Origin of the sequence: Paenibacillus cellulosilyticus, assembly GCF_003182255.1 — a bacterium.
Taxonomy (GTDB): Bacteria; Bacillota; Bacilli; order Paenibacillales; family Paenibacillaceae; genus Paenibacillus_T; species Paenibacillus_T cellulosilyticus.
Genome location: NZ_QGTQ01000037.1, coordinates 19,704 through 44,543, shown reverse-complemented (window position 1 = coordinate 44,543; position 24,840 = coordinate 19,704). Strand labels below are relative to the sequence as shown.

The window sequence follows — 24,840 nt, the reverse complement described above, 5'->3', positions numbered from 1 at the left end:
ATGTTCATTATTATTATAGATGAAAATATACTTAGGTTACTAAACTAAATATATTTATTCGTTAAAACTTTCAAGTTAAGACGATTTGCATATGACAACGGGGTGGAACAAATGAACATTGGCATTATGGGGACCGGGTATGTCGGACTAGTCCATGGCGCTGTTCTTTCAAGTTATGGGTTCAATGTTACATGTATGGATGTAGACGAGCATAAAATAAAACAATTAGCCGCTGGCATATCCCCGATCTACGAACCAGGCTTGGAGCAGCTGATCCAGCGTGGCATCGAGAGCGGTACATTGTCGTTCACATCAAATGCCCAGCAGGTTGTGCAAACAAGCGATGTGATCTTCATAGCGGTAGGAACTCCTTCGAAGAAGGATGGCAGCGCCGATCTGTCTTATGTACGGAGCGTTGTGCAGACGATCAGCAATCATTTGAACGGCTATAAGGTGGTCGTGTGCAAATCAACGCTGCCCATCGGTTCAAGCAGCCGCATTGCAGAGCAGCTCAATGGAGCGCTCCAAGCGTCCGGTGCTTCCTTCCGAGTGGACGTTGCTTCCAACCCAGAGTTTCTTCGGCAGGGGCAGGCGGTTAGTGACGCGTTGTCTCCATCTAGAATTGTCATCGGGACGAATTCTGATGCTGCTAAGCAAATGCTGCAGCGTATCTATGCTACTCAGATTGAGCGCAAAGTGCCGGTTTTATACACGAACGCGGAGACAGCTGAGATGGTCAAATATGCAGCGAATTCATTCCTGGCCGTCAAAATTTCATTCATCAATGAGCTTGCGCTATTAGCTGAGAAGGTAGGTGCCAACATTGATGACATTGCAGAAGGGATGGGGCTCGACAGTCGGATTTCACCCCATTTTCTCCAGGCTGGACCAGGTTATGGCGGAAGCTGCTTTCCGAAAGATACAGAGGCCGTTGTTGATATAGGCAAACGAAACGGTGAGGATTTGCTTGTTGTGCAGGCAGCCATCCAAGCAAATAAGAAGCAGAAGCAGAAGATGATCACGAAGATTGCAAGTAGGTTATCGTTCAATGGGAAGCTGAGGGGCAGAACGGTCGCTGTATGGGGCTTGTCATTCAAGCCGGACACGGACGATATTCGCGACGCTCCGAGCCGCGACATCATTCAAGGCTTGGTCGATCTTGGTGCCACCGTCAAGGTATACTGCCCGCAAGGGATGAGGCAGGCAAGGCGGCTGTGGTCGGAATTGAACGGAGCCATTCATTATTGCGACAGTGAGGCCGAAAGCGCAGCGAACGCAGATGCGATTGTACTGATGACGGAATGGGCACAGTTCCGGAATGTAGACCTGGCAGCAATAGCAAGTAATATGCGAGGCAATCGCGCGATGTTTGATTTAAGAAATATGTTCGCAATGAATACAGACGTCCAGCAGCTATTTTCTTACTATGGCGTTGGCACCTATTCGGAGCCTAAAGTGTATTCGCTGCAGGAGGCCAAATGACAACGTATTGTGTAACGGGGGGAGCGGGCTTTATCGGTTCCCATTTGTGCGAGCGATTGCTGCGCCTTGGCCATCGCGTCCTATGTATTGATAGTTTCAATGATGTCTATGATTACAGAATAAAGATCGGTAACGTGCTGAACAGTACGGGTTCGACCGAATCGCTTTCTTTTACAGATAAACAAACAGATCTTCAGCAGCTTCCAAGTATCGTGAATCGTGATAACTATAAACTGGTGGTCGCAGATATTCGTGATCGAGCTTCCGTTAATGCGGTATTTGCGAGCGAATCAATCGATGTCGTCATTCACTTGGCCGCCATGGCGGGTGTAAGACCTTCGATTGAGGACCCGATGTTGTATGAAGAAGTGAATGTGAAGGGCACGATGCATATGCTCGAGGCGATGCGCAGACATAACGTTCGCAAATGGCTGTGTGCTTCTAGCTCCTCGGTCTACGGCAACCAGAAGAAGCTGCCTTTCTCTGAGCTTGATGTCGTGGACCGCATGATTTCGCCTTATGCAGCAACGAAGAAATCGTGCGAGGTTATGGGACATACGTATTTCCATTTATTCGGAATCGATACGATCATGCTGCGTTTCTTCACGGTGTATGGAGAGCGGCAGCGTCCCGATCTTGCCATTCATAAATTTATGAGAATGCTGGACAACGGCGACGAGTTGACGTTGTATGGCGACGGATCGTCGAGACGCGATTATACGCATATTGATGATATTATTCAGGGCATGCTTGGCGCGCTTCATTACATCGAGACCGAAGAACGTGTATACGAGATCATCAATTTAGGAACCCATCATACCGTTACGTTAATCGAGCTCGTGCAGACGCTGGAGAGGTGCTCCGGCCGCAGTGCGAACATACGATGGATGCCAGATCAGCCAGGGGATGTGGAACAGACTTATGCAGATGTAACAAAAGCGAATCGTTTGTTCGGATACGATCCGAAGACCGATTTTGAAGAAGGAATAGCAAGATTCGTGACTTGGTACAGGGGTGAACGTAAATGGTGAAGCTGTCAATTGTAGCGCCGATTTATAATGAAGAAGAGAACATTCGACTATTGCATGAGGCCATTACAAATGCGGTGAAGAACCGGGTAGAGAGCTATGAGATCGTGCTCGTTAATGATGGGAGCAAGGATCGCAGTGCCAGCATTCTGAATGAACTTGCAGTAGAGGATCCGGCTGTTCAGGTTGTTCATTTCGTCTCCAACTGCGGGCAGACGGCCGCGATTTATGCGGGCCTTAAACATGCCAAAGGCGAGTTGATAGCGCTCATAGATGCGGATTTACAAACAGATCCGCGCGATATTTTTAAGTTGATGCCATACATCCCGCAGATGGATTTCGTCAACGGCAAACGAGTGAAACGTCAAGATACGCTGGTGAAGAAGGTATCTTCTCGCGTAGGCAACGGGGTTCGCAACTGGCTCACTGGCGATCAAATCTACGATACGGGCTGCCCGATGAAGCTGATGAAACGCGAAGTAGCGGAGAGCTATTACTTGTACGAAGGGATGCATCGCTTCCTGCCGACGCTTGCGAAGATCAACGGCTTTAAAGTGATTGAAGTAGCGGTATCGCACCGTGAACGGCAGCACGGGGTGTCCAAATACGGCGTATTCAATCGTGCATTCGTCGGGCTGATGGATGCGATTGTCATTGGCTGGCTTAGAAAACGGGTGATTCGCTACCAAGTTAGAGGCCAGTAGATGAGAAGCTATATATTCGGCAGCCTGTCGTTGAGCGAGATATGCTGGGTTGTGTTCGGGTTCGCCGGGCAAATCATGTTCTCGCTGCGTTTCGTTACTCAATGGCTGGCTAGCGAGAAGGCTAAGCAAACGGTCATACCACTGTCTTTCTGGGTGTACAGCATAGTAGGCAGCGCCATACTGTCCGCATACGCCATTTATCGTAAGGACCCGGTATTTCTGCTTGGTCAACTGCCGAGCGTGTTCGTCTACTTCCGCAATATTATGATTAACCGGAAGGCAGCGGCTAGGAAAGCGGACAAAGATGCTGCGATCAGCTCCCATGTTCAGAACAGCAGCGCACGGTCCATTGATTCGTAGAATAGAAGAAGGCTGCCATATGGCAGGTTAGATCTCCATAACCTGCTGTATGACAGCCTTTTTTTTGTGCGTAATATACGTGTAATTATTCCGGATGCTCCTCTTCCTTCGCGGCTTGCATCCGATGTGCAATTCGGCTTGCAGCAGCTGCGGCAATCGCGCCAACGAGATCGTCGAGAAACGTATGCACATCATGCCCGTTCTTCTCGTTAAGCCGCTTCACAACACCTGGCTTCAGTTTATCAATATAGCCAAAGTTAGTTAGTCCAATGCTGCCATACACGTTCACGATGGATAGCGCGAGTATTTCATCACAGCCGTACAGCGGCTCATCGTGGAACAGCATCTCCTGCAGAGGAGGAAGCAGCATGCGCTGCTCGGCAAGCATATCAAGCTGGATGCCCGTTAATACCGCGTTGTGAACCTCGCGTTTGGACAATACGGCCTCCACATGTGAGACGCAAGCTTCTGCCGTTAGCTCTGGGAAGTAATCTTTCTGTAGGAAGTAGGCGAGCTCTGCAATCTCCTCGATGGAGACACCGCGCTTCGTCAGCCATTGCCTAGTCGCTTCGGCGACCGCTCGGCTGTTCAGTCTATAAGGCTCGGTTGAAGACATCGTGCAACAGCCTCCTCGCGTACGTAATGGTTGATGTTTGAGTTCCGCCGCGGACGCAACAAACTTTGTCCAATTGGTTGGACAAAACTGGTCTAAAACAGCGGAGGGCTCGTATACATAGTACTACAAACCGAGCCAATGAACCACTTACGCCGTGGCGCGGCGCGAAGATGATGGGAGGAAGAAACGGATATGAATCGTTATCGTTGGATTCGCCTAGCAGCAATGACAGGGGTTGTCGCACTGCCGCTAATGACAGCTGGCTGCGGAATTTTCTCGCAAAATACAGCGAAGGAGATCGATCCGCCGCCTGTCGAAACGCAGAACGAGGCAAGCGGCAGCCTGCAGCAGAACACTACGGGTACGGAGACGGGCACCATCGATCTTCAAACGGGTGAAACGCAAATGACAGTGTACCTGCTGGATTCACATGGCTACCTTGCGCCAGTTACACTTCGGACAACCTTAGGCGGTGAGGAGAAGCTTGGCCAGAAGGCGCTGGAAATGATGGTTGACGGCGGAGATTATGCGGATCAACTGCCAGCTGGCTTTACGGGTATTATTCCGAAGGGCACCCAAGTGAATGGTTATACGGAGTCGAAGGAGAAGAAGCTGGCAACGGTTGATTTCTCCCAATCGTTCACTGACTATAACGCAGCGGATGAACGGAAGATCGTCGAAGCGATTGCGTGGACGCTAACGGGCCTTCCAGATGTGTCGGGCGTAGAGCTGATGCTGGATGGAACGAAGCTGACCGAAATGCCAGAGCATGCATACCCGCTTGATCGTCCACTGGATCGCTCCGTTGGCATCAACCTTGAAGTAGCCGATGGCATTGATTATGGACAATCGGTACCGGTCACACTCTACTTCTCGTCGGAGACGCCGGATGGTGATTCATACTATGTACCGGTTACGCGCCTCATTAATCGTACAGATGATATGCTGAAGGCTTCAATCGATCAACTGATCGCCGGACCACTCAGTCAGAGCCAATTGATCGGTGTAATGACGCCAGATGTACAAGTGAAGAGCGTCGTGCCGAAAGATAATACGATCACCGTCAACCTGCAGGATGAGGCCTTTATGGAAGGCCAGATAGAGCCGGATGAAATGCTGCAAGCTATCATCTTGTCAGTGACGGAGAACGCGAACACTTCCAAAGTTCAAATTACGTTGAACGGCGAGACGAATCTCATGACAGAGCCAGTGAGCCGTCCAACGTATGTGAACGCGCTTAAGTCTTAATCCCATACGGTGAAATTATTCCATTCAAGATGGCCTCCAGGACGCTGTTCCTGCGTGGCCATCTTGTGTTGTGTGCTGCGCAGCGGAGTGGCAGGTCGATTTTATGAAGCGTGTCTGGTAAAATGGGGAAGGTGGTTACGGAACATACACTTACACTTACGAAGCAAGCAATTTGCTTGCAGGCAGTGATATCTTTTAGGAGGACAAGCATGAGATCCGATGGACGTCAACAAAATCAACTGCGTCCTGTTTCTATTCAGACAGGCGTGAACAAATATGCAGAAGGCTCGGTAGAAATCTCGTTTGGCGATACGAAAGTGATTTGTACGGCGACGGTGGAGGAGCGGGTTCCGCCTTTCATGAAGGGGCAGGGCAAAGGCTGGGTGACAGCGGAATATTCGATGCTGCCGCGCGCCACTCAAACTCGCAACCAGCGCGAATCGGCGAAAGGGAAGCTCGGCGGACGTACGATGGAAATTCAACGCCTGATCGGTCGTGCGCTGCGCTCGGTCGTTGATCTGCAGGCGCTCGGCGAACGGACGATTACGTTGGATTGCGACGTCATTCAAGCGGATGGCGGCACACGGACGACTTCCATTACCGGCGCGTTCATTGCGATGGCGATTGCGATCAATAAACTGTCGGAGAAACATAACTTCAGCCGTTATCCGATTACGGACTATCTTGCTTCAGTTAGCGTAGGGGTTATTAACGGAACGCCGCTGCTTGACCTGAATTATGAAGAGGATTCATCGGCGAAGGTAGATATGAACGTGGTCATGACAGGGGCAGGACAATTCGTCGAGGTGCAGGGCACAGGCGAGGAGTCGCCGTTCTCCAGACAAGAGCTTAACGATCTGCTTGCGCTGGCAGAGTCCGGTATCGGCGAGCTGATTAACAAGCAGCGTGACGCACTTGGACAAGCAGGCGCTAGGATCGGGGGAGCCAAAGCATGAAATTTGCCGATGGACAAGTCGTTGTTGTAGCTACCGGCAATGCGGGCAAGGTGAAGGAGTTCGCTCATGCATTCGCCCAGTTGGGCCTAGAGGTCCGCAGCCTGCGCGACTATGAAGGGCTTCCAGAGATCGTTGAGGATGGCGACACATTCCAAGCGAATGCCCGCAAGAAGGCGAAGATCATTGGTGATGCGCTCCAGCTCCCGGTTCTCGCCGACGATTCCGGCTTGTGCGTAGATGCGCTGGATGGTGCGCCGGGCGTCTATTCTGCTCGTTATGCAGGTGAAGATGCCTCGGATGCAGACAACAATGCGAAGCTTCTTCGCGAATTAACCCGTCTTGCTGGTGCGCTGGGTGATGTGCCGGCAATCGAGGCGCATGGTGTCAATTTGTTCGGAGGCGCACAATTCCGCTGTGCACTTGCGCTGTATGATCCGGCTGACGGATCGTTCGTTGATACGGAAGGATCGGTTGAAGGACGGATTCTGTCCAGTGCGAGAGGAACGGGCGGCTTCGGCTATGACCCGCTGTTCTGGCTGCCAGAGCTGGGCCGATCGATGGCGGAGCTCACAACCGATGAGAAGCAGGCGATCAGCCACCGCGGTGCGGCGCTGCGCGAGCTGCTGGCGAAGCTTCAATAGGGTGTTCATGTAAAGAAGGCTGAGTGAGAAGAGTCATGGTGTGAACCATATCCTTCTCGCCCAGCCTTTTGTTGTTCGACTTCATTACCCGATCGAAACGTTATATTGACGCAGCCACAGGTCTGTCTGCCACAAGTAAGCGAACAGCTGCGGACCGCTCATCAGCTGGCCAAACCATGGGATATTCGAGCTCGCATCGGTCGAAGCGGCAATTTCACGTACTTTGTTAACGTTAATAAGCGGCAGCAGCGGCGAACTCGGATCGTCGAGCACCTCCAACAGCTTGCTGCGTACGGCGTCGAGATAATTCGGATTATGTGTCTTCGGATAAGGGCTCTTCTTCCGCCATAGGACGTCGTCAGGCAGAACGCCGGTCAACGATTTGCGAAGTATGCCTTTCTCGCGGGCGCCCGACGTCTTCGTCTCCCAAGGAATGTTGAATACATAGTCAACCAGGCGATGATCGCAATAAGGAACGCGTACCTCAAGACCAACGGCCATACTCATCCGATCTTTCCGGTCGAGCAGTGTCGGCATGAAACGTGTAATGTTCAAATAGGACATGATGCGCATCCGCTGTGCAGCAGCGTCTTCGCCTTCCAGATGAGGGACCTCGGCAAGCGCATCTTCATAACGGTCTGCCAAGTATTGCTGCGGCTTCAGCCAGTCAGCAACCTCTGGATTGAGCAGATCGGCACGCATCCCAGTAGCTAGCGACCATGGGAATGTGTTAGCGTTCAACGCTTCTTCCCGATGGAACCACGGGTAGCCGCCGAAGATTTCGTCTGCCGCTTCACCGGACAGCGCCACGGTCGCCCCTTTTTTAATTTCCCGGCAGAACAGCAGCAGCGAAGCATCGACGTCCGCCATACCCGGCAAGTCGCGCGCCAGCGTAGCCGCACGCAGGGCGTCGACCAGCTCTGGTGTATCGAATTGAACGTTGTGATGAATCGTACCTAAATACTCGTTCATTCGTTTGATCCAAGGTGCATCCGCATTCGGTTGGAAGGCGTGCGCCTTGAAATGCTTGTCGTTGTCGACATAGTCGACGGAATACGTATGAATATTGCCTTGGCCTGTGCCTTGATAATAGCGGACCGCAAGCGATGTGAGCGCGCTCGAGTCAAGACCGCCAGAAAGCAGTGTACATACCGGCACGTCAGAGATGAGTTGGCGTTCCACTGTATCCCGCAGGAGCTCCCCAACACGAGCTGCCGTTGCATCGACGTCGTCCGTATGTGGACGGCTTTCCAGCTTCCAATAGGTGCGAATGGCATTGCCTTCACGCCGTACGGTCATACATTGTCCTGGCCGCAGCTCGCGGAGGTTCTTATAGACGCCATGCCCCGGCGTGCGTGCCGGCCCAACGATGAATATCTCAGCCAATCCTTCTGCTCCAACCCGCGCAGGCACTTCGTCATGCGCTAGAATCGCTTTGGGCTCAGAGCCAAACATGAACTTGCCTTCGCCTTCGCTGTAGAACAGCGGCTTTACACCCAGCCTGTCGCGTGCTAGGAACAGATGCTGCTCCGCCGAATCCCAGATCGCAAAGGCGAAGATGCCATTGAAACGCTCTATGCACGATTTGCCCCACTCCATATAAGCGACGAGCAGCACTTCCGTATCGCAGTTTGTCGTGAACGTTCTTCCTCTGCTCTCCAGCTCCGCCCGCAGTTCCAGTGCATTGTACAGCTCTCCGTTATAAACGACGACGCACGTCCGCTCGCCCTCATGGCGAATCATTGGCTGCGCCCCATTCTCCGGATCAATGACAGACAGCCGGCGATGCCCTAAACCGCAATGTGACGAAATCCATGTGCCTGACGCATCCGGGCCGCGAGGGGCCAACGTTTCCGTCATCCGTTCGAGCTGTTCGCTGAATTGTGTCAGATCACGGCTCCAATCAATCCAACCGGTAATTCCACACATACTAACTCATCCCTCTCTCCAGGATGTTGTCTGTTGTTGCTCGCTCGTCCGCATCCTGCGGTTCAACTGGCGCGAGGGCCGGGGGAACGGCAGTTGTCTATTTTGTCGAGATAATACCAGTTATATGCGGAAATATAGGATAAAATGTCTGTCCATAGGGGGAACCTACGTAAAGAGTGTCCGTGATCCGGACAAGGAAGGGGGCCATTCTTTATGTCACATGACAACCATACCCATCATCGCAATCACAGCGATAGCCATCAACACAACCTTGGGCATTCCACTGGTGACGCTGGCGAACGCCGCACCTATTATGTATCGGTAGGAGCTGGTCAGGTGCTCGAAGATCAGCATGCAGCTTCCTATGAACTGATCATTCAAGCGAATGCTGACGAGGTGAATCAGCTGAAAGAGCTGTTCAGCGAATATTCCAGCATGGATGAGGCGGAGGCGCTCCATTTTACCCGTCATCCCTATGAGACCAATGATGATCGTGCACTAAGCGGCGGAACGAACGCGATCATTAGACAAATTTATACGCTGCTGCATGAGCTGGGTACAGAAGATACGAGGCAGTTTATCGAAGACAACCATTTGCATTAGATAAGGTAAAAAGGAAGGGGCTATTGCCCGGCCAGCAGTGATGACTGCACTGCTGGCATCGGACGATAGCCCCTTTTTGCTGCAAATACGTTGATTAAAGTGGTGTCGCTCGCTATTTTAGCTCTAAACCAATTCCTTTGTCACGGGCCAGTCCCAGCGTATAGGTTGCAACGGCAATATCGAAGATGGCCATGCCCATCGGGCTGAACAACAGTCGTCCATCCTTCGGCATAGATAGCAGCTTGTCGCCGAATACCGCTTCTGAGAGCGTAATCGTCCGATCCTTCTCCCACCCAACCGTCAGATGCATCTGTTCGATATCGGTATTCTCGCGGCATATCTCGTCCCAATCATCAACGACGACGGTGTTGATTGAAGCTAGCGCTGATGGGCGATAGTCGCGCAGCGAGACGTGCAGCAGCAGGCTTCCTCGCGGTGGAGGTGAGAAAATGTACCGGCTTCCAGATACGGTGCATGTGACGATAATATCCGATTCGAAATACGCTTCTTCCCAACTTGCTGCGGCCGAACCGGCAGATCCGGCTGCATCTGCCGCTTGTCGAGCACGCGCAGGTGAAAGGTCGTACGTTTTTAGCTTCCCAAGCCGTGAACCTAAGATGACCGTCAGCATACGGGCATGCCATTGGCCAATTGGCCCACATCCAATAAGGCCAACGTTCAGCGGACGGTTATGATGCTGATTGGGCAGCTCCAGCCATCGTCTCAGCATGACCGCGCTTACTGCGGCCGTACGCATAATGCTAAGCAGCGGACTGTTCACGAGCGCCACAGGCTTGCCAGTCGCCGCATCATTCAACACGACCACGCTATGCGCTCGAGGAATGCCGATGGACGGATTAGCCGGGAAGCTTGCGATCCATTTGATACCAGCGGCGTCGAACGTACCGCCGATATAGGCAGGCATTGCAATGATTCGATTCGCAGGGTCCTTGAAGCGAAGATAAGGCTTGAGCGGCTGTACGTAGTCGCCGGCCGCCATGCTGGCAAGCGCATCCGTTACCGTGTCAGCTAGCTTGCCCCAATCGGCGCCTAGCGCAAGCAGGTCGTCTTCGTTTAAATACAGCATATTAGCGCTCAGCCGCCAATCGAGCCGCTGCTTCTTCGCCGAAGCAGCGCGTTACCCAGTCGTCGCTGTACACCGTGTCCAGATAGCGATCGCCGCGGTCAGCAAGAATCAGGACGACATTCGCGCCATTCGGCAGTTGATCGAGTCTTCTTCCAAGCGCAGTTACGACGCCGCCTGCTGAACCGCCAACCATAATGGATTCTTTGCGCAGCAGCCGTCGGCATCCGCTGACGCAGTCCAAATCAGTAACCGTTTCATGTCCGGCTGCAAGCCCCGGCGCGAAGAGCGGGGGGACAATACCTGCGCCAAGGCCTGGCAGTCGTCTGCTTCCTGGTCCGCCAAAAATAACGCTGCCCGCAGCATCGACGCCTATAACAGCTGTATCCAGCCCGTTTTGTTGTACATAGTCAGCGCAGCCGCGAATGCTGCCGCAGCTGCTAACGCCAACGAGCAGCATGTCGATTCGACCGATAGCTGCTTCGATCTCCGGCATCGTCGTGTCACGATGAGCTGCCGCATTATACGGATTCCCGTACTGATTTGGCCAGAACGCGTCTCCAATTTGTTGTACCAGCTCATTCACCCGTGCGATTCGGGCAGGGAGGAATTCGCCCGTAGCTGGATCTGGTTCTGTTACATAGTTGATTTCCGCACCGTAGGAACGAATGATGCGCAAATTCGTTTCAGCAGTTCGGGGGTCCACGACACAGATGAAGCGCAGTCCGAGAATACCGCATATCATTGCGAGACTAATGGCCATATTACCGGAACTCGACTCAACGATTGTTGTATGAGGGCCGACGAGACCTGATGCAATGGCCTCGCGCATCATCCGAAGCGCTGGACGGTCTTTGGCGCTTCCTCCCGGGTTATACATTTCAAGTTTGGCGTAGATGTTCACGTGTGCATCGGGATATAAGCGGTGCAGCGGTACGAGCGGCGTTCCGCCGATAAGACGAAGGACACCCGTTTCCAGCTCTAGTTGGAATCGGTCAGACGATGCCATTTTTTCTGCTTCACACTCCCTTGGGGCAGTTCACTTTCACTAGTAGCGAGGACAATTTGAATGCGGGGCAGCATGCCGCCGCGAATCATGTCTCCGATCTCCGGTACTTTCCGTTCAATTTCTTCCTCAATTAATTGTGCGGCCGTCGGAGTCGCATCAGGGCCATGCAAATAGACAACGAGACGGTTGCCGTCAGAGGCTGCTCGTGCTTGGATACGGGTTGCGTGTACGAATACGGCGGCTTCGATATCGTGAATGCTGATCTTTTCACCATGCTTTAGCTCTGGTCCAATTCGCCTTACAATCGCCTCGAACGTTGCTTTTGAACCATCCTTACCGCTGCTTTTAAACCCTCTGACAACATCGCCCGTCGCGAACCGAATGGCTGGAAAGGCAGCGCGCATCGTCGAGGTCAGCACCAAAGCCCCTTCATTCGGAGCGAGCGAATCATACAATCCTAGTGATGCAGGTTCTGCTACTTCTGCATGGATGCCATCAACAAGCCGGTAGAAGCCAGACTCATGATCGAACCACGCAATGGTACCGACCTCGATCGAACCGTAGGTGTCGATGACATCGGCCTCCGACAATCCGAAGCTGGCTGCCATCGCACGCCGCCACTGCGCAGACGCAGGCTCACCGACCGTCACGATGCATTGAATGCCGAGTGCCGCCGGATTGTCTAATGCACAAACAAGCCGATCCAGCAGCGAGGGCATTGTGTAGAGCAAATCAGGCCGGACGGTTGTCAAACGTTCGACGTGCACCGCTAGTGGCTCATTGTAAGCGACCGCTTCCGCTTCCCAGCCTAGCGTGCGGAACACATCAAGAGCAGTTGCGGCAGCATGTCCAGTACCCATATCGGCGAGAGCGTGTTTGATGGGACGATTACCTGCCAACTGCTCGAACAAACGAACCTTCACCTGCAAATAACGGCGCTCGTCGGCATGTGAATACTGAATGGCTTTCCGGGCGCCGCCGCTCGTTCCTGATGTACGATAGACGAAATGTTCCTCTGGCGCAGGAGCACTGTAGTAGTGCTGCTCTAGCAATTGAGCAGTCATATAAGGCGGTTCATCGGCAGCGGAGCTGTTGCCATCGGATCGCAGCAGCTCGGCATACCAAGGGAATTGACGCGCGTAATAAGCGGCCAGCCTTCTCAAATGTTGATTTTTCAAGCACATTCCTCCCCGATTTGATATCTTATGCCAGTCCGATTGGACCTGCATGGGTTCGAGCACACGATGGGACCACCTATATGACATATGCTGTAGAAACCATCCTTTAGCGGAGGCGACCTATAAGCATGGTAAAATTCGACCATAACAAAATGAGAAAAACGCGTATCCTGCTTCGTGATTCTCATGTGCAAGCTGCGATTCCGAAGACGGTGATTCTGTCGGCCTCCAGCCTGAGAAGGATGCTTGGAAACTACAGAACCGTCTATGTGAAACCAAATGTCGGCGCGCTGGGTGTCGGTGTTATGCGGGTTCGCAAGCTATCAGCAAGTAAGTATGAGTGGCGGTATAAGCTGCTTCGGAAGCATGTCTCCTCGATTACCCAATTAATGTCACTTATTCATTCGTACAAAAAATCAGGCAGCTACCTCGTTCAAAGAGGCATCAATCTGATGAAGTATCGGGGCAGCAGATTTGACCTGCGCGTTGTGACGCAGCGCAGAAATTCAGCCGATCATTGGCGTGTTACAGGCGTTCTCGCACGCGTGGCGGCACCTGGTCGGATCGTAACGAACGGCAGTCAAGGAGCATCGATTCATCCGTACCAGCAGGTGTTCGGTGCGAATATGTCAGCGAGACAAACGGGACAGCTCAGAAACTCGATCGATCATCTTGCACTGCGGATCGCGAAGCGCTACACCCACGTGTATACAAAATGCATTGAGCTTGGACTGGACGTTGCCGTGGACGATAACCGCCGAATATGGCTGCTTGAAGTGAACACGAGGCCGCAAATTAAACCTTTCACGAAGCTGAAGAATCTCTCTATGTATCGCACGATCATGGATTATCGCGGCAAGAACAAGGGGCATTAAGGCTGGACGCATAGTGGGGAAGTGGAGCGCCAATATCGATTAGGAATTGTGTCCTAAGATATTGGCGCTCTTCTTGCAGCATAACTTACAATAATAGGATAAAGGTTGTTGATCCATAAGCTGGAGGGGATGCGCTTGGGAAACACGCTAATACGAGATGCATGTATTGTAACAATGAATGCGGCAGACGAGGTTATACGTGGGGATGTGCGCGTAACGGATGATCGAATCATCGGAATTGGAGCTGAAGATGAGTATTTTGTTCCTGATGAGATCGTGGAAGCGAAAGGGCGTTTGCTGCTGCCCGGTTTCATCCAGACGCATGTTCATCTGTGCCAGACCTTGTTCCGCAGCAGAGCGGACGATATGGAGCTGCTCGACTGGCTTCGGACACGGATCTGGCCGCTTGAAGCTGCGCATGATGATGAATCCGTGTACATATCCGCAATGCTTGGCATCGGTGAACTGATACAGAGCGGGACGACGACGCTGCTGGATATGGAGACGGTGCATCATACAGATGCCGCTTTCCGTGCGATGGCTCAGAGTGGAATTCGAGCGATCAGCGGTAAAGTCATGATGGATCGTCGTGGTGAACATATTCCATCTGCATTGCAGGAAGACACCGATCGTTCACTTGCGGACAGTGTGGCACTGCTGGAGCAATGGCATGGCTATGACGGCGGACGGCTGCGATACGCCTTTTGCCCACGATTCGTTGTTTCCTGTACCGAGCGGTTGTTAGTTGAGGTGCGCGATTTGGCGGATCAGCATCAGGTGCTCATCCATACCCACGCTTCTGAAAATCGCGGAGAGATCGAGTTGGTTGAGCGTGAGACGGGCATGCGCAACATCGTCTATCTCGATCATCTAGGTCTTGCTTCGCCGCGATTGGTGTTGGCGCATTCGATCTGGCTTGATGATGCAGAGCGCGAAATCATTCGTCGAACGGGAACGAAGGTCACACATTGTCCAGGCTCGAACCTGAAGCTCGCTTCCGGCATTGCTTCTGTGCCGGAGCTGCTCAGAAGCGGGGTGCAGGTAGGTCTTGGCGCGGATGGCGCTCCGTGTAACAACAATCTGGATATGTTTCAAGAAATGCGGCTTACGGCGATGATTCATAAGGTGCAGCATGGCCCAACTTCGATGGATGCAAGGACAGTGCTGCGTATGGCGACCATTGGTGGTGCGGAAGTGCTTGGACTGGAGCGGGAGATCGGATCGATCGAAGTAGGGAAGAAGGCCGATCTCGTGCTGCTCGATCTGAACAAATTTCACGCGTTTCCTTCCTATGAAGCCGATCTGTACTCGAGAGTTGTGTATGCTGCTGGGCGAGGCGATGTGGATACGGTATGGATTGACGGGCGTGTCGTCATGCGGGGCAGGGTGATGACAACGATAGACGAGGCTGCTATTCTTCGTGATTCGGACGCGGCAATTAGTCGTTTGCTTGGCAGAATGGCTTGAATACAAAGCTGCCCGTCCATCAAGGGCGGGCAGCTTGTTTGTTAGCTGACGTATAGGAAGGATGGATAGCTGAAGTTGGCTGTTGGGCTCAGTTGTTGAGGCTGCGTTTATGTCGGATCAAGGCTTTGAATCGTTCGATCTCCTCTAATTCTTCAACAGACCAGCCCTCATCCTCTTGGGTAGGACCAGGTGTCGCAATCTCCAAATTTAAGCCAAGCAGCTCATCAAGCGTAATATTGAAGAAACGAGCTAAATTCCGACCATTCGCCAAGCTGGGCTCCTCGAGGTCATTTTCCCATTTCGATATCATGCTCTTGCCGATGACTCCACCGTATTTCAGATTTAACCTATCAGCTAGATCCATTTGGGTAAGATGTGCATGGGTACGAAGTTCTTTTATCTTTTGACCTAAGGAATGCATGGGCATAGCTCCTTCCATTACAAATCAATGAAGTGGATCCGCGCGATGTGAAGGTTTCGTAATCGAAACTTAATTCCAGTATATGGGTCGTCCTGTAAGCTGTAAATAAGGCTTTGGTAATACACCGCGTTGCATAGACATTTCGATAGAAAAATAATAAAAATGACAACCTTCCGTTGTTTAACGAAGGAAGATACTACCCGAAATTGTAAAAATGCCGTATATTTACTGTAGAGGCTCCGGAATATTCTGTATTGAAAACAATACATTGAGTGTGCATTTATGTATTGCAATCAATACATGTGAACGAAGATCGATTGGAGATGATAAGGTCGATGAGCGAACAAGAGGGGAAGCCTATTTTACCACCTCTCTTCTCGGTCCTTACATCTCGAGAAGCTGCGGAGGAGTGGGGCTTATCCGACAATACCGTCACCCAATGGTGTAATCGTGGCAAATTCCTGCCTAACGAGGCGCGAAAGTCAGGCAAGGTCTGGCTTGTTACCCTTGAAGGTATGATGCGAATTACAGGGCGCGAGGCAGTTAGAAAATAAGGGTGGTGGCCGTGTTGTACTTTTTTTGGTTCGTGTTATTTTCGATCATTGAGGGCGTTGCGATCTTTTCATTCATGTTATACACGTTTAGATTTGATCTGAAAAAATATATTGTGCCGGCTTTGATGGTTAATACTTTGATGAGTTTACAAAGCTACTTCATTAGAGAAGATTCATCGATGGTTTTTCTCGTAGTAGTAATTAACTTCTTGATTTTAGTTTTTTTTATGGCGACTATCGTGAGAATACCACTGATTTGGGCGATGTTTACTTCTTTTATCGGGTATGCCCTGTTTATAGCCTTACAAACCGGTCTCCTTCTTCTTTCATTCGGTCGAATAACGGTGCATATGGTACAAACTATACCTATTTACGGTTATATCATTCAGTTATTAACCGGTGTTTTTGGTTTTATCATCATGAATGCGCTTTATCGACTAGGTATAGGCTTTACGTTTGATTTTGAGAAGTTCAGATTCAGAAAAGAAGCAATCGTAGTTGCCTCTCTAATACTGGCGGCTGGAATACCTTTAGGAGTGTTGCTATATATCGGAGATTTATATATTAATATGACTTTTCTTGTTATTTGTTTGAGTATATTTTTCTACTATTCTTTGAGAAAGGAGAATGAAGAGAATGCTTCTTTATTTATCGAATAAAATTGCAGTTTACATAAAAAATGTTGTGCCTGACCATCCTGCTAGTGTTGCAGTGCTTCGCTACTCATTATCGTTTATTCTCAATACCGTCCTAATTATTCTTTTGACACTAGGCATGTCTTTTGTTACAGGACGAACGAAGGAAGCCGTCATTATCTTGACTGCATTCGCACTTCTTCGGCAAGTATCTGGCGGCATCCATTTGAAGTCAGGAGACCTTTGTATCATAGTGACTTCCGCGGCTTTTACCATTATGAGTTTAATTGATCTTGGCTCAGAACCAATATTTTTGTTGAATTTATTTTCCCTTCTTCTTGTTCTCCTATTTTCCCCATCAAGAATCGACCGCCAAACTCGAATACCTAAGAAGTACTATCCATTACTGAAGATCATCTCGGCAGCATTTGTTCTTACCAACTTCTATTGGGCGTCTGCTACACTTGCAATCACTTTCTTCGCACAAGCTGCAACACTCATTCGCTTGAAAGGAGGTGAACAATATGTCGAAGGTTAATCATGTTGCAAGTGCAAGACGTCGTAATCGTCAGATGCGTGCTGTGAATGAACAGCAAACGAAACTGACAACGACGGAGCCATCTGCGTTCAGCCGTTTCTATGCTCGTACGTTTGTGTATACGGTTGCCTCATTGCTTGCGCTGGCAGCAGCTGCGGTTACGACGGTTTCGGCCAGTGCTTACTATATCCACCAACCGGAAACACCTGAGGAACTTCTGAAATAAATGGAAGGAAGGCAGGGGGACTCATGATCTCAGTAACCAAGGACAAAGAAGGGTCCTCGGGTCTGATCTCCCAGAGGATTCGCAACATTACACACCTTGAAAGCGATGGGGACTATGTCATCGTTTTCATGATTACAGGTGAGAAGTATTATGTTGTAGGTGCCCTCAAACACTGGGTACATACCCTCAATCGTACAGGCGAAGGACATCGGTTTGTTGTATGCGACAGAGCCAATGCTGTCAATTTGGATCAAATTGTGTGTCTGGATACTATTTTTCGCAGAGCTTACTTCACACATGATATCGGTCCGAAAACGATTAGTTGTTCGATGTCTCAAAAGAAATTCGAACTCATTCAACAGGAGCTGCTTTTCAACAGCGCACCTATGACCGTACCTATACAATTGATCTAATAAACCAATTAGCCCTTCGGTTATCGATGCCGAAGGGCTGTTCATTTTATCAGAAAAGTAAGAGACTGACAACAGAAATTCAAAGGACTGAAATGCGATTTACAATAAAATCCTAAAATAGTTAAATGGGAGTATGAGGGAAATAAATCCCTCCTGGTGATCTTACAAGTATGAAAGGAGGGAGTTCATATCTCGCTCTGCCTGGGAGTACCTGATCTTATCTAATCTGTCATGTATTGAGGTGAATGATTGTGCACAAATGCCTGCGGTGTATTCGTATCCAACGAGATCTGTCCATCAATGAGGTGGCATTAGGGATTGGAATACCTAGGGAAGAGCTTATTCGATACGAATTAGATAGCCGACAAGCACCGTGTGGGATCATTGTCAAGTTATGTCGGATGTACAATGTATCAGCTGACCATATTCATGTAGGGTTATTTGGTGATGGCAGTTGTAAGACATGCGTAAGAGTTAACTTGAATAGTACGGTGTTTAATCGCGTTCTTTATTCGATGGAGTGCAAATAAAAATCCCCGAAACCCTGTTCTAACAGGGCTTCGGGGATTTTCTATATATTCGTGATATGGACGTTAAATGTAAATACGTCCCGGAAGGGATTCGAACCCCCGACCGACGGCTTAGAAGGCCGTTGCTCTATCCTGCTGAGCTACCGGGACACGAGGCTTTTATCATAGCATAGCATAACTTGGATACGCAATCCCTTTTCTCGATTTTTTAGCAAAAAGTGTGTACTGCTCGTTCCACATACATTTGGAATGGCAAACTTTCTGCAAAATCGTTTAAAGGAATTGAAAAACGGACAGTACTGCAATAGTGCACTTTCGGAAGTAGTAAAAGATAAGAAAACAGCTTTCGTGTGTTTCACCGCACGGCATGGTATAATGAACCAAAGTTTGGCGGAACCGATCTGAGCATCTCGGTTTTTCCCCATCGCAAGGCGGTGCTATCATTACGAATAACAATGAACATCAAGAAGGCAATCGAGATAACGTTTATTTGTTTCCAAGCATGCTCGACCACTACCAGATTCAATTGACACGAATGCTGGAAGCAGAGCAATATAGCGAAGCAAAGAAACTGATTCGTTTTCTTCTTCACTGTAAAGGCGAGGACGAGCGGCATTATGAAGAGTGGGGCAATCTTTTGTCTTGGCTTGAGGTTGCTTTTCCAGAACAAGAGTCTGGGCCTGGCATAGAGGAAGAGGACGAAGAAGAAGACATACGGCGAAGTGTCCTGAAGTCTGGTGAACAGGACGAGTCCTATGTCAAGCAGGTTTTGCACATCATTCAGCATCATCCGATGCCAGATCAGCAAATACTTGCACTGGAGCGTGCGGTACATCTTAATCATCCGGAAGTCGATCCGGCGATTATAGAGTGGTTGTCGACAACGGCCGTACACCCCGCCGTACAATTCAAGGCGCTGCAATGTTTGAAGCGTCACGGGGCATCGGGGATGATTACGCTCGCTCGGATGGACGAGCGGGTGGAGCTGGATATCGAGAGTACGCCGCTGTCATTAGAGGAGTTTCCTGATCCGGTCATTCAGGCACTTGAACGGGTAGAATCCTCAGTGGATACGGACGATCCGACACTGCCTCATTTTGCACGCGAGCTGTGGAAAGATCTGCTTCAATACTTATACGGCACTTCGTCATACCGTCGAATGCTGGAAAATGACACCTATAATATTGACTGCTGGGCGGCTGCACTGCATCTTACGCTGCTGATCACCGTATATGGCAAAGCAGATGATGACGCGACCCGAGAGGCCTACGGCATTTCGGAGCCGATGCGGTTCAGTTATGAACAGGCCTGCCGCGCACTGCGGCACGTAATTGGGTATGGCCCATTTGGGGGCAGTCATGAGTCTTGATAAATAGCTGGACTTTGATTATAATAGAATGGTTTATTAAACGTGAGATTTTCGCATTGAATGCGTAATGTTGGAGGGGAATGCAAGCCATGACAGCTACTTGGGAAAAAATAGACACGAATCTGGTTTCGCTTAACGTCGAGGTTGAAGCGGAACGAGTTAATGAAGCGCTAGATAAAGCGTTCAAGAAAGTGGTACAGAAAGTAAACGTTCCAGGCTTCCGTAAAGGCAAAGTGCCGCGCGCGATGTTCGAGAAACGTTTCGGCGTTGAATCGCTGTACCAAGATGCAGTAGATATCCTGCTGCAAGAAGTTTACCCACAAGCGATCGAAGAGACGGGCATCATTCCAGTTGACCGTCCTGACATCGATGTACAGCAATTCGCGAAAGGCGAATCGTTCAAGTTCTCTGCGAAAGTAACGGTTAAGCCAGAAGTGAAACTTGGCGAGTACAAAGGCATCGAAGTACCAGCGGCAGAAGCAACAGTTTCCGAAGAGGAAATTGGTGAAGAGCTGAACCGTCTGCAACAGCGTCACGCTGAGCTGGACGTTGTTGACGAAGGTACGGTTGCAAGCGGCGACATCGCGGTTATCGACTTCGACGGTTATGTTGACGGCGTTGCATTCGAAGGTGGCAAGAGCGAGCGCTATTCGCTCGAAGTCGGCTCCGGCACGTTCATTCCAGGCTTTGAAGATCAAGTGATCGGCATGGGCACAGGCGACTTCAAGGACGTAGAAGTTACGTTCCCAGAGAGCTACCATGCGGACAACCTGGCTGGCAAAGCTGCAGTATTCAAAGTAAAACTGCATGAAATCAAACGTAAGAGCCTGCCAGCTCTTGACGATGAGTTCGCAAAAGACGTTAGCGAATTCGATACGCTCGCAGAATTCAAGCAAGATCTCGAAGGCAAGCTGAAAGAGCGCAAAGCGAAAGAAGCTGACTCCGCTCGTGAAGCAGCAGTTGTTGAGAAAGCAGCTGAAGCAGCTGAAGTTGAAATTCCTGCCGCAATGATCGGTACGGAAACAGACTACATGCTGAAGGACTTCGAAAACCGTCTGCGTATGCAAGGTATGAACCTTGAGCTGTACTTCCAATTCTCCGGCCAGAACGAATCGATGCTCCGTGAGCAAATGAAGGGCGACGCTGAGAAACGCGTTCGCAACAACCTTGTTCTCGAAGCAATCGCGAAGGCAGAGAACATCCAAGTAACGGATGAAGAAGTAACTGCAGAGCTCGAGACGCTTGCTGCAGCTTACAACCGCCCAGCGGAAGAGCTGCGTGAGATATTCACACGCAACGGCAACCTCGATAACCTGAAGGATGATATCGCAGTTCGCAACACGGTTAAGTTCCTTCTTGAAAACAGCAAAGAAGCAGTTAACGCCTAAGGCATTACATGCCGGCCCTAGCTTCATATGAGAGTAAGGCACGTTCTCGAACGTGCCTTATTTTTCCACTTAATACATACGAGAATGTTACTACATACCTATCACAGCAACTTATTGCGACTCTTGAACGTATACATATAGAAGTGCATAATTTGGTTTTCAGCACCGAGAAGCGAAGGCCTTTCTGAACTACCTCTATAAGGCTATTCCCCGTACATATCGGCAGTGCCACGTCGTATACTGTATTATCGACTGTTACTTCAAAAATGACAGCCGCGCAGCGACGTGATAATATAAGGAAGTAACCATTCCGCCTAAAGAAAGAAGGTTGGTCGCATGAATTTAGTACCGATCGTAGTCGAACAGACAAATCGTGGAGAACGTTCTTACGATATTTATTCAAGGCTGTTAAAGGACAGGATCATTTTTCTCGGCAGCGCAATAGATGATGATGTTGCAAATTCTGTAATCGCTCAGCTGCTATTCCTGGCGGCCGACGACCCTGAGAAAGACATACATCTGTATATTAACTCGCCGGGCGGTTCAGTCACCGCTGGTATGGGTATATTTGATACAATGCAGTTCATCAAGCCAGACGTCTCGACGATCTGCGTTGGTATGGCTGCAAGTATGGGCTCGCTTCTGCTTACAGCTGGCGCGAAGGGCAAACGTTTCGCACTGCCGAACAGCGAAGTGATGATTCACCAACCGCTTGGCGGCGTTCGTGGCCAGGCTTCGGACATTAAGATTCACGCAGATTGGATCATTAAGACGAAGCAGAAGCTGAATCAGATTTATGTAGAGCGTACAGGTCAGCCATATGAGAAGATCGAGCGTGATACTGATCGTGACAACTTCCTGTCTGCCGAAGAAGCCGTTGCATACGGTTTGATTGACAAGGTAGTAACGTCACTATAGAAAGGGTGATTCTATGTTTAAATTCAACGACGAGAAAGGCCAGTTGAAATGCTCGTTCTGCGGCAAATCGCAGGAGCAGGTTCGGAAGCTTGTCGCCGGTCCCGGCGTTTATATATGCGACGAATGCATCGAGTTGTGCACGGAGATCGTAGAAGAGGAGCTCGGTCATGAGGAAGAGCTTGATCTGAAAGATATTCCGAAGCCGAAGGACATTCGCGCAATTCTTGACTCGTATGTTATCGGTCAAGAAAGCGCGAAGAAATCGCTTGCCGTTGCTGTATACAACCACTACAAGCGCATCAACTCGCAGAACAAGCTGGAAGACGTTGAACTGCAGAAGAGTAACATTCTTCTCGTAGGTCCTACGGGTTCCGGTAAGACGCTGCTGGCACAGACGATGGCTAAGATTCTGAACGTACCGTTTGCGATTGCGGATGCAACTTCGCTGACGGAAGCCGGCTATGTCGGTGAAGACGTCGAGAATATTTTGCTCAAGCTGATCCAGGCTGCTGACTACGATGTGGAGAAAGCTGAACGCGGCATTATCTATATCGATGAGATTGATAAAGTAGCTCGTAAGTCCGAGAATCCTTCCATTACGCGCGACGTATCTGGAGAAGGCGTTCAACAAGCACTCCTGAAAATTCTCGAAGGTACGGTCGCTTCTGTACCACCACAAGGTGGACGTAAGCATCCGCATCAAGAGTTTATTCAGATCGACACGACGAACATCCTGTTTATCTGCGGTGGTGCGTTTGACGGTCTGGAGCAGTTGATTAAGCGCAGAATCGGTAAGAAAGTTATTGGTTTCAACGCAGCTGGCGACAGCAGCAAAGAATTGAAGCCAGGCGAATACTTGTCGATGGTACTGCCAGAAGACCTTCTCAAATTCGGTCTCATTCCGGAGTTTGTTGGTCGTCTGCCGGTTATCTCCTCTCTGGAGCCGCTCGATGAGGAAACGCTCGTACGTATCTTGTCCGAGCCGAAGAATGCGCTCGTCAAGCAGTACCAGAAGCTGCTTGAGATGGACAATGTGAAACTTGAGTTCGAGAAGGGCGCATTGGAAGCCATTGCGCGCGAAGCGATCAAGCGGAACACAGGCGCGCGCGGACTTCGCGCAATTATCGAGGGCATCATGCTCGAGGTTATGTACGAAGTGCCATCCCGCGACGACGTAAGCAGCTGTCTCATTACGGAGCAGGTTGTCAACGAGAAAATTATGCCGGAATTGACGCCGAAGAAGGGCAAAAAGAAAGAAGAGAGCGCCTAAACGATAGGCGATCCATATATTACCGTCGGAGTTTCCACCCGTCATGCAGCTTTTTAGGCTGTTTGACGGGTGGACTTTGACGTTCATGGGAGAGAAGGGCTCATGTACTTACGCAAGGATACGGTGCCTGTTAAGGTTGGTCCACTAACCATTGGCGGCAGCGACGAAGTCATCATTCAGAGCATGTGTACGACGAAGACAGCAGACGTGGAAGCAACGGTTGCAGAGATTCTGCGCCTTGAAGAAGCAGGCTGCCAAATCGTACGTGTCACCGTCAACAACAAAGAAGCCGCTGAAGCGATCAAGGAAATCAAGAAGCGGATTCATATTCCGCTCGTCGCGGATATTCACTTCGATTATCGCCTTGCCTTGCTTTCGATCGAGAATGGTATTGATAAAGTACGTATCAATCCGGGGAATATCGGTCGCCGCGAGAAGGTTGAGGCTGTCGTTAAGGCTTGTAAGGAGAAAGGTATTCCGATTCGGATCGGCGTTAACGCAGGTTCGCTTGAGAACCATCTGCTCGAGAAGTACGGCTATCCAACGCCAGAAGCGATGGTTGAGAGCGCACTGTTCCATATCGGCATTCTCGAAGAGCTGGATTTCCACGATATTATCGTATCGCTCAAAGCATCTGACGTACCGATGGCGATTGCTGCTTACTCGATGGCAGCGGAGAAAATTAAATATCCGCTCCATCTAGGCATTACTGAAGCAGGTACGCTTCATACAGGTACGATCAAGAGTTCCGCAGGTATCGGTGCATTGCTCGCGATGGGCATCGGCAACACCGTGCGTATTAGCTTGAGCGCCGATCCAGTAGAAGAAGTGAAGGTTGCACGTGAGCTGCTGAAGACATTTGGTCTGATCACGAATGCTGCGACACTCATATCCTGTCCTACATGCGGTCGTCTCGACATCGATCTGTTCTCCATTGCGAACGAGGTCGAAGAGTATATCTCGAAGATCAAAGTGCCGATTAAAGTATCCGTACTTGGCTGCGCCGTTAACGGACCAGGCGAAGCGCGTGAAGCCGATATCGGCATCGCAGGCGCTCGTGGCGAGGGCATGCTGTTCCGTTATGGTGAGATGATTCGAAAGGTTCCGGAAGCTGAGCTGTTGTCTGAGCTGAAGAAAGAAATCGACGAAATCGTTCGCGTATTCGAAGCGACTGGCGAAATTCCAGGCCGCAAGCTGCATGCGCCGGTCAAATAGGACTTGAAATTCATGTTCAAAAAGTCTGCTTTTCAGCACCGAGAAGGTTGGATCAAGGTGGGAATGAGGATCGGAGCGTAGTGGTTTGCTACGTGAGAACCGGAAGTCTCAGCTTCATCCAAGATTCGATGCCGAATACACATCCTGTGATGCTTCGTGATCAAAAGCGGACTTTTTGAACTA

Annotated in this window: 27 protein-coding genes and 1 tRNA gene; 21 read left to right on the top strand and 7 right to left on the bottom strand. The window is 50.2% G+C overall.

Annotation, left to right across the window (positions count from 1 at the left end):
* Positions 1–111: 111 nt before the first annotated feature.
* Genes DFQ01_RS27715 through DFQ01_RS27700 form a run of 4 tightly spaced genes read left to right on the top strand, consistent with a single transcriptional unit; the run spans position 112 to position 3,574 of the window.
* Positions 112–1,482 carry a UDP-glucose dehydrogenase family protein gene (locus tag DFQ01_RS27715; RefSeq protein WP_110047179.1) on the top strand — a complete coding sequence of 457 codons (1,371 nt, stop codon included), beginning with the start codon at positions 112–114 and terminating at the stop codon, positions 1,480–1,482.
* A complete protein-coding gene (locus DFQ01_RS27710) occupies positions 1,479–2,513 on the top strand; it encodes a GDP-mannose 4,6-dehydratase (protein ID WP_110047178.1) in 1,035 nt (344 codons plus the stop codon). The genes DFQ01_RS27715 and DFQ01_RS27710 overlap by 4 nt, the downstream gene beginning before the upstream one ends.
* Positions 2,507–3,214 carry a glycosyltransferase family 2 protein gene (locus tag DFQ01_RS27705; RefSeq protein ID WP_110047177.1) on the top strand — a complete coding sequence of 236 codons (708 nt, stop codon included), beginning with the start codon at positions 2,507–2,509 and terminating at the stop codon, positions 3,212–3,214. The genes DFQ01_RS27710 and DFQ01_RS27705 overlap by 7 nt, the downstream gene beginning before the upstream one ends.
* The gene (locus tag DFQ01_RS27700) at positions 3,215–3,574 is read left to right on the top strand and encodes a lipid-A-disaccharide synthase N-terminal domain-containing protein (RefSeq protein WP_110047176.1); all 360 of its coding nucleotides are present in this window, start codon (positions 3,215–3,217) and stop codon (positions 3,572–3,574) included.
* An 85-nt stretch (positions 3,575–3,659) separates the two neighbouring features.
* Here DFQ01_RS27700 and DFQ01_RS27695 read toward each other — a convergent pair whose 3' ends face one another.
* Positions 3,660–4,190, bottom strand: coding sequence for a phosphatidylglycerophosphatase A family protein (locus DFQ01_RS27695; protein ID WP_110047175.1), 531 nt, complete (start codon positions 4,188–4,190; stop codon positions 3,660–3,662).
* 192 nt (positions 4,191–4,382) lie between these two features.
* Here DFQ01_RS27695 and DFQ01_RS27690 point away from each other — a divergent pair, with 192 nt between their 5' ends.
* The 3 genes from DFQ01_RS27690 (at position 4,383) to rdgB (ending at position 7,035) form a co-directional block, all read left to right on the top strand.
* Entirely contained in the window at positions 4,383–5,438 is a 1,056-nt protein-coding gene (locus tag DFQ01_RS27690) for a GerMN domain-containing protein (RefSeq protein WP_110047174.1), read from the top strand.
* 209 nt (positions 5,439–5,647) lie between these two features.
* Positions 5,648–6,394 carry a ribonuclease PH gene (gene rph / locus DFQ01_RS27685; RefSeq protein ID WP_110047173.1) on the top strand — a complete coding sequence of 249 codons (747 nt, stop codon included), beginning with the start codon at positions 5,648–5,650 and terminating at the stop codon, positions 6,392–6,394.
* Complete coding sequence (rdgB, locus tag DFQ01_RS27680) at positions 6,391–7,035, top strand: RdgB/HAM1 family non-canonical purine NTP pyrophosphatase (protein ID WP_110047172.1); 645 nt, start codon at positions 6,391–6,393, stop codon at positions 7,033–7,035. Before rph ends, rdgB begins: the two co-directional genes overlap by 4 nt.
* An 84-nt stretch (positions 7,036–7,119) precedes the next feature.
* Here the strand turns inward: rdgB and asnB are convergent, their stop codons facing one another.
* Positions 7,120–8,964, bottom strand: coding sequence for an asparagine synthase (glutamine-hydrolyzing) (gene asnB / locus DFQ01_RS27675; protein WP_110047171.1), 1,845 nt, complete (start codon positions 8,962–8,964; stop codon positions 7,120–7,122).
* A gap of 213 nt (positions 8,965–9,177) precedes the next feature.
* Here asnB and DFQ01_RS27670 point away from each other — a divergent pair, with 213 nt between their 5' ends.
* Complete coding sequence (locus DFQ01_RS27670; RefSeq protein WP_245946908.1) at positions 9,178–9,567, top strand: hypothetical protein; 390 nt, start codon at positions 9,178–9,180, stop codon at positions 9,565–9,567.
* A 112-nt stretch (positions 9,568–9,679) separates the two neighbouring features.
* Here the strand turns inward: DFQ01_RS27670 and DFQ01_RS27665 are convergent, their stop codons facing one another.
* The 3 genes from DFQ01_RS27665 to DFQ01_RS27655 are packed head-to-tail and all read right to left on the bottom strand — an operon-like array spanning position 9,680 to position 12,838.
* Positions 9,680–10,654, bottom strand: a complete 975-nt coding sequence (locus DFQ01_RS27665) for a 2,3-diaminopropionate biosynthesis protein SbnB (RefSeq protein WP_110047170.1) — start codon at positions 10,652–10,654, stop codon at positions 9,680–9,682.
* Position 10,655: 1 nt separating this feature from the next.
* Positions 10,656–11,660: a 2,3-diaminopropionate biosynthesis protein SbnA gene (gene sbnA, locus DFQ01_RS27660; protein ID WP_110047169.1), complete on the bottom strand. Its 1,005-nt coding sequence runs from the start codon at positions 11,658–11,660 to the stop codon at positions 10,656–10,658.
* Complete coding sequence (locus DFQ01_RS27655; protein WP_110047168.1) at positions 11,633–12,838, bottom strand: phenylacetate--CoA ligase family protein; 1,206 nt, start codon at positions 12,836–12,838, stop codon at positions 11,633–11,635. The genes sbnA and DFQ01_RS27655 overlap by 28 nt, the downstream gene beginning before the upstream one ends.
* A 128-nt stretch (positions 12,839–12,966) precedes the next feature.
* Between DFQ01_RS27655 and DFQ01_RS27650 the strand changes: the two genes are divergently transcribed.
* Positions 12,967–13,713 carry a YheC/YheD family protein gene (locus tag DFQ01_RS27650; RefSeq protein WP_110047167.1) on the top strand — a complete coding sequence of 249 codons (747 nt, stop codon included), beginning with the start codon at positions 12,967–12,969 and terminating at the stop codon, positions 13,711–13,713.
* Positions 13,714–13,848: 135 nt separating this feature from the next.
* Positions 13,849–15,180, top strand: a complete 1,332-nt coding sequence (locus tag DFQ01_RS27645) for a 5'-deoxyadenosine deaminase (RefSeq protein ID WP_110047166.1) — start codon at positions 13,849–13,851, stop codon at positions 15,178–15,180.
* A gap of 88 nt (positions 15,181–15,268) precedes the next feature.
* Here the strand turns inward: DFQ01_RS27645 and DFQ01_RS27640 are convergent, their stop codons facing one another.
* Positions 15,269–15,601: a helix-turn-helix domain-containing protein gene (locus DFQ01_RS27640; RefSeq protein WP_174812766.1), complete on the bottom strand. Its 333-nt coding sequence runs from the start codon at positions 15,599–15,601 to the stop codon at positions 15,269–15,271.
* Between the two features lie 335 nt (positions 15,602–15,936).
* Between DFQ01_RS27640 and DFQ01_RS27635 the strand changes: the two genes are divergently transcribed.
* From DFQ01_RS27635 to DFQ01_RS32260, 6 genes are all read left to right on the top strand, one after another.
* Positions 15,937–16,155 carry a helix-turn-helix domain-containing protein gene (locus DFQ01_RS27635; protein ID WP_110047164.1) on the top strand — a complete coding sequence of 73 codons (219 nt, stop codon included), beginning with the start codon at positions 15,937–15,939 and terminating at the stop codon, positions 16,153–16,155.
* Between the two features lie 179 nt (positions 16,156–16,334).
* Positions 16,335–16,814 carry a hypothetical protein gene (locus DFQ01_RS27630; protein ID WP_146216935.1) on the top strand — a complete coding sequence of 160 codons (480 nt, stop codon included), beginning with the start codon at positions 16,335–16,337 and terminating at the stop codon, positions 16,812–16,814.
* Complete coding sequence (locus DFQ01_RS27625) at positions 16,792–17,328, top strand: accessory gene regulator B family protein (protein WP_110047162.1); 537 nt, start codon at positions 16,792–16,794, stop codon at positions 17,326–17,328. Before DFQ01_RS27630 ends, DFQ01_RS27625 begins: the two co-directional genes overlap by 23 nt.
* Positions 17,315–17,554: an AgrD family cyclic lactone autoinducer peptide gene (locus DFQ01_RS27620; protein WP_110047161.1), complete on the top strand. Its 240-nt coding sequence runs from the start codon at positions 17,315–17,317 to the stop codon at positions 17,552–17,554. Before DFQ01_RS27625 ends, DFQ01_RS27620 begins: the two co-directional genes overlap by 14 nt.
* A gap of 23 nt (positions 17,555–17,577) precedes the next feature.
* Positions 17,578–17,967: a LytTR family transcriptional regulator DNA-binding domain-containing protein gene (locus DFQ01_RS27615; RefSeq protein ID WP_110047160.1), complete on the top strand. Its 390-nt coding sequence runs from the start codon at positions 17,578–17,580 to the stop codon at positions 17,965–17,967.
* A 245-nt stretch (positions 17,968–18,212) separates the two neighbouring features.
* Positions 18,213–18,497: a helix-turn-helix domain-containing protein gene (locus DFQ01_RS32260; RefSeq protein ID WP_110047159.1), complete on the top strand. Its 285-nt coding sequence runs from the start codon at positions 18,213–18,215 to the stop codon at positions 18,495–18,497.
* A gap of 76 nt (positions 18,498–18,573) precedes the next feature.
* Here the strand turns inward: DFQ01_RS32260 and DFQ01_RS27605 are convergent.
* Positions 18,574–18,647, bottom strand: a tRNA-Arg gene (locus DFQ01_RS27605).
* 340 nt (positions 18,648–18,987) lie between these two features.
* On the opposite strand from DFQ01_RS27605, the gene DFQ01_RS27600 reads away from it, so the two are divergent.
* From DFQ01_RS27600 to ispG, 5 genes are all read left to right on the top strand, one after another.
* Positions 18,988–19,866 (top strand): hypothetical protein, encoded by an 879-nt coding sequence (locus tag DFQ01_RS27600; protein ID WP_245946907.1) that lies wholly within the window; start codon positions 18,988–18,990, stop codon positions 19,864–19,866.
* Between the two features lie 89 nt (positions 19,867–19,955).
* Positions 19,956–21,254, top strand: a complete 1,299-nt coding sequence (tig, locus tag DFQ01_RS27595) for a trigger factor (protein ID WP_110047157.1) — start codon at positions 19,956–19,958, stop codon at positions 21,252–21,254.
* Positions 21,255–21,590: 336 nt separating this feature from the next.
* Positions 21,591–22,172: an ATP-dependent Clp endopeptidase proteolytic subunit ClpP gene (gene clpP / locus DFQ01_RS27590; RefSeq protein ID WP_110047156.1), complete on the top strand. Its 582-nt coding sequence runs from the start codon at positions 21,591–21,593 to the stop codon at positions 22,170–22,172.
* 13 nt (positions 22,173–22,185) lie between these two features.
* The gene (gene clpX, locus DFQ01_RS27585) at positions 22,186–23,442 is read left to right on the top strand and encodes an ATP-dependent protease ATP-binding subunit ClpX (protein ID WP_110047155.1); all 1,257 of its coding nucleotides are present in this window, start codon (positions 22,186–22,188) and stop codon (positions 23,440–23,442) included.
* 102 nt (positions 23,443–23,544) lie between these two features.
* Positions 23,545–24,657: a flavodoxin-dependent (E)-4-hydroxy-3-methylbut-2-enyl-diphosphate synthase gene (gene ispG, locus DFQ01_RS27580; protein WP_110047154.1), complete on the top strand. Its 1,113-nt coding sequence runs from the start codon at positions 23,545–23,547 to the stop codon at positions 24,655–24,657.
* Positions 24,658–24,840 lie beyond the last annotated feature (183 nt).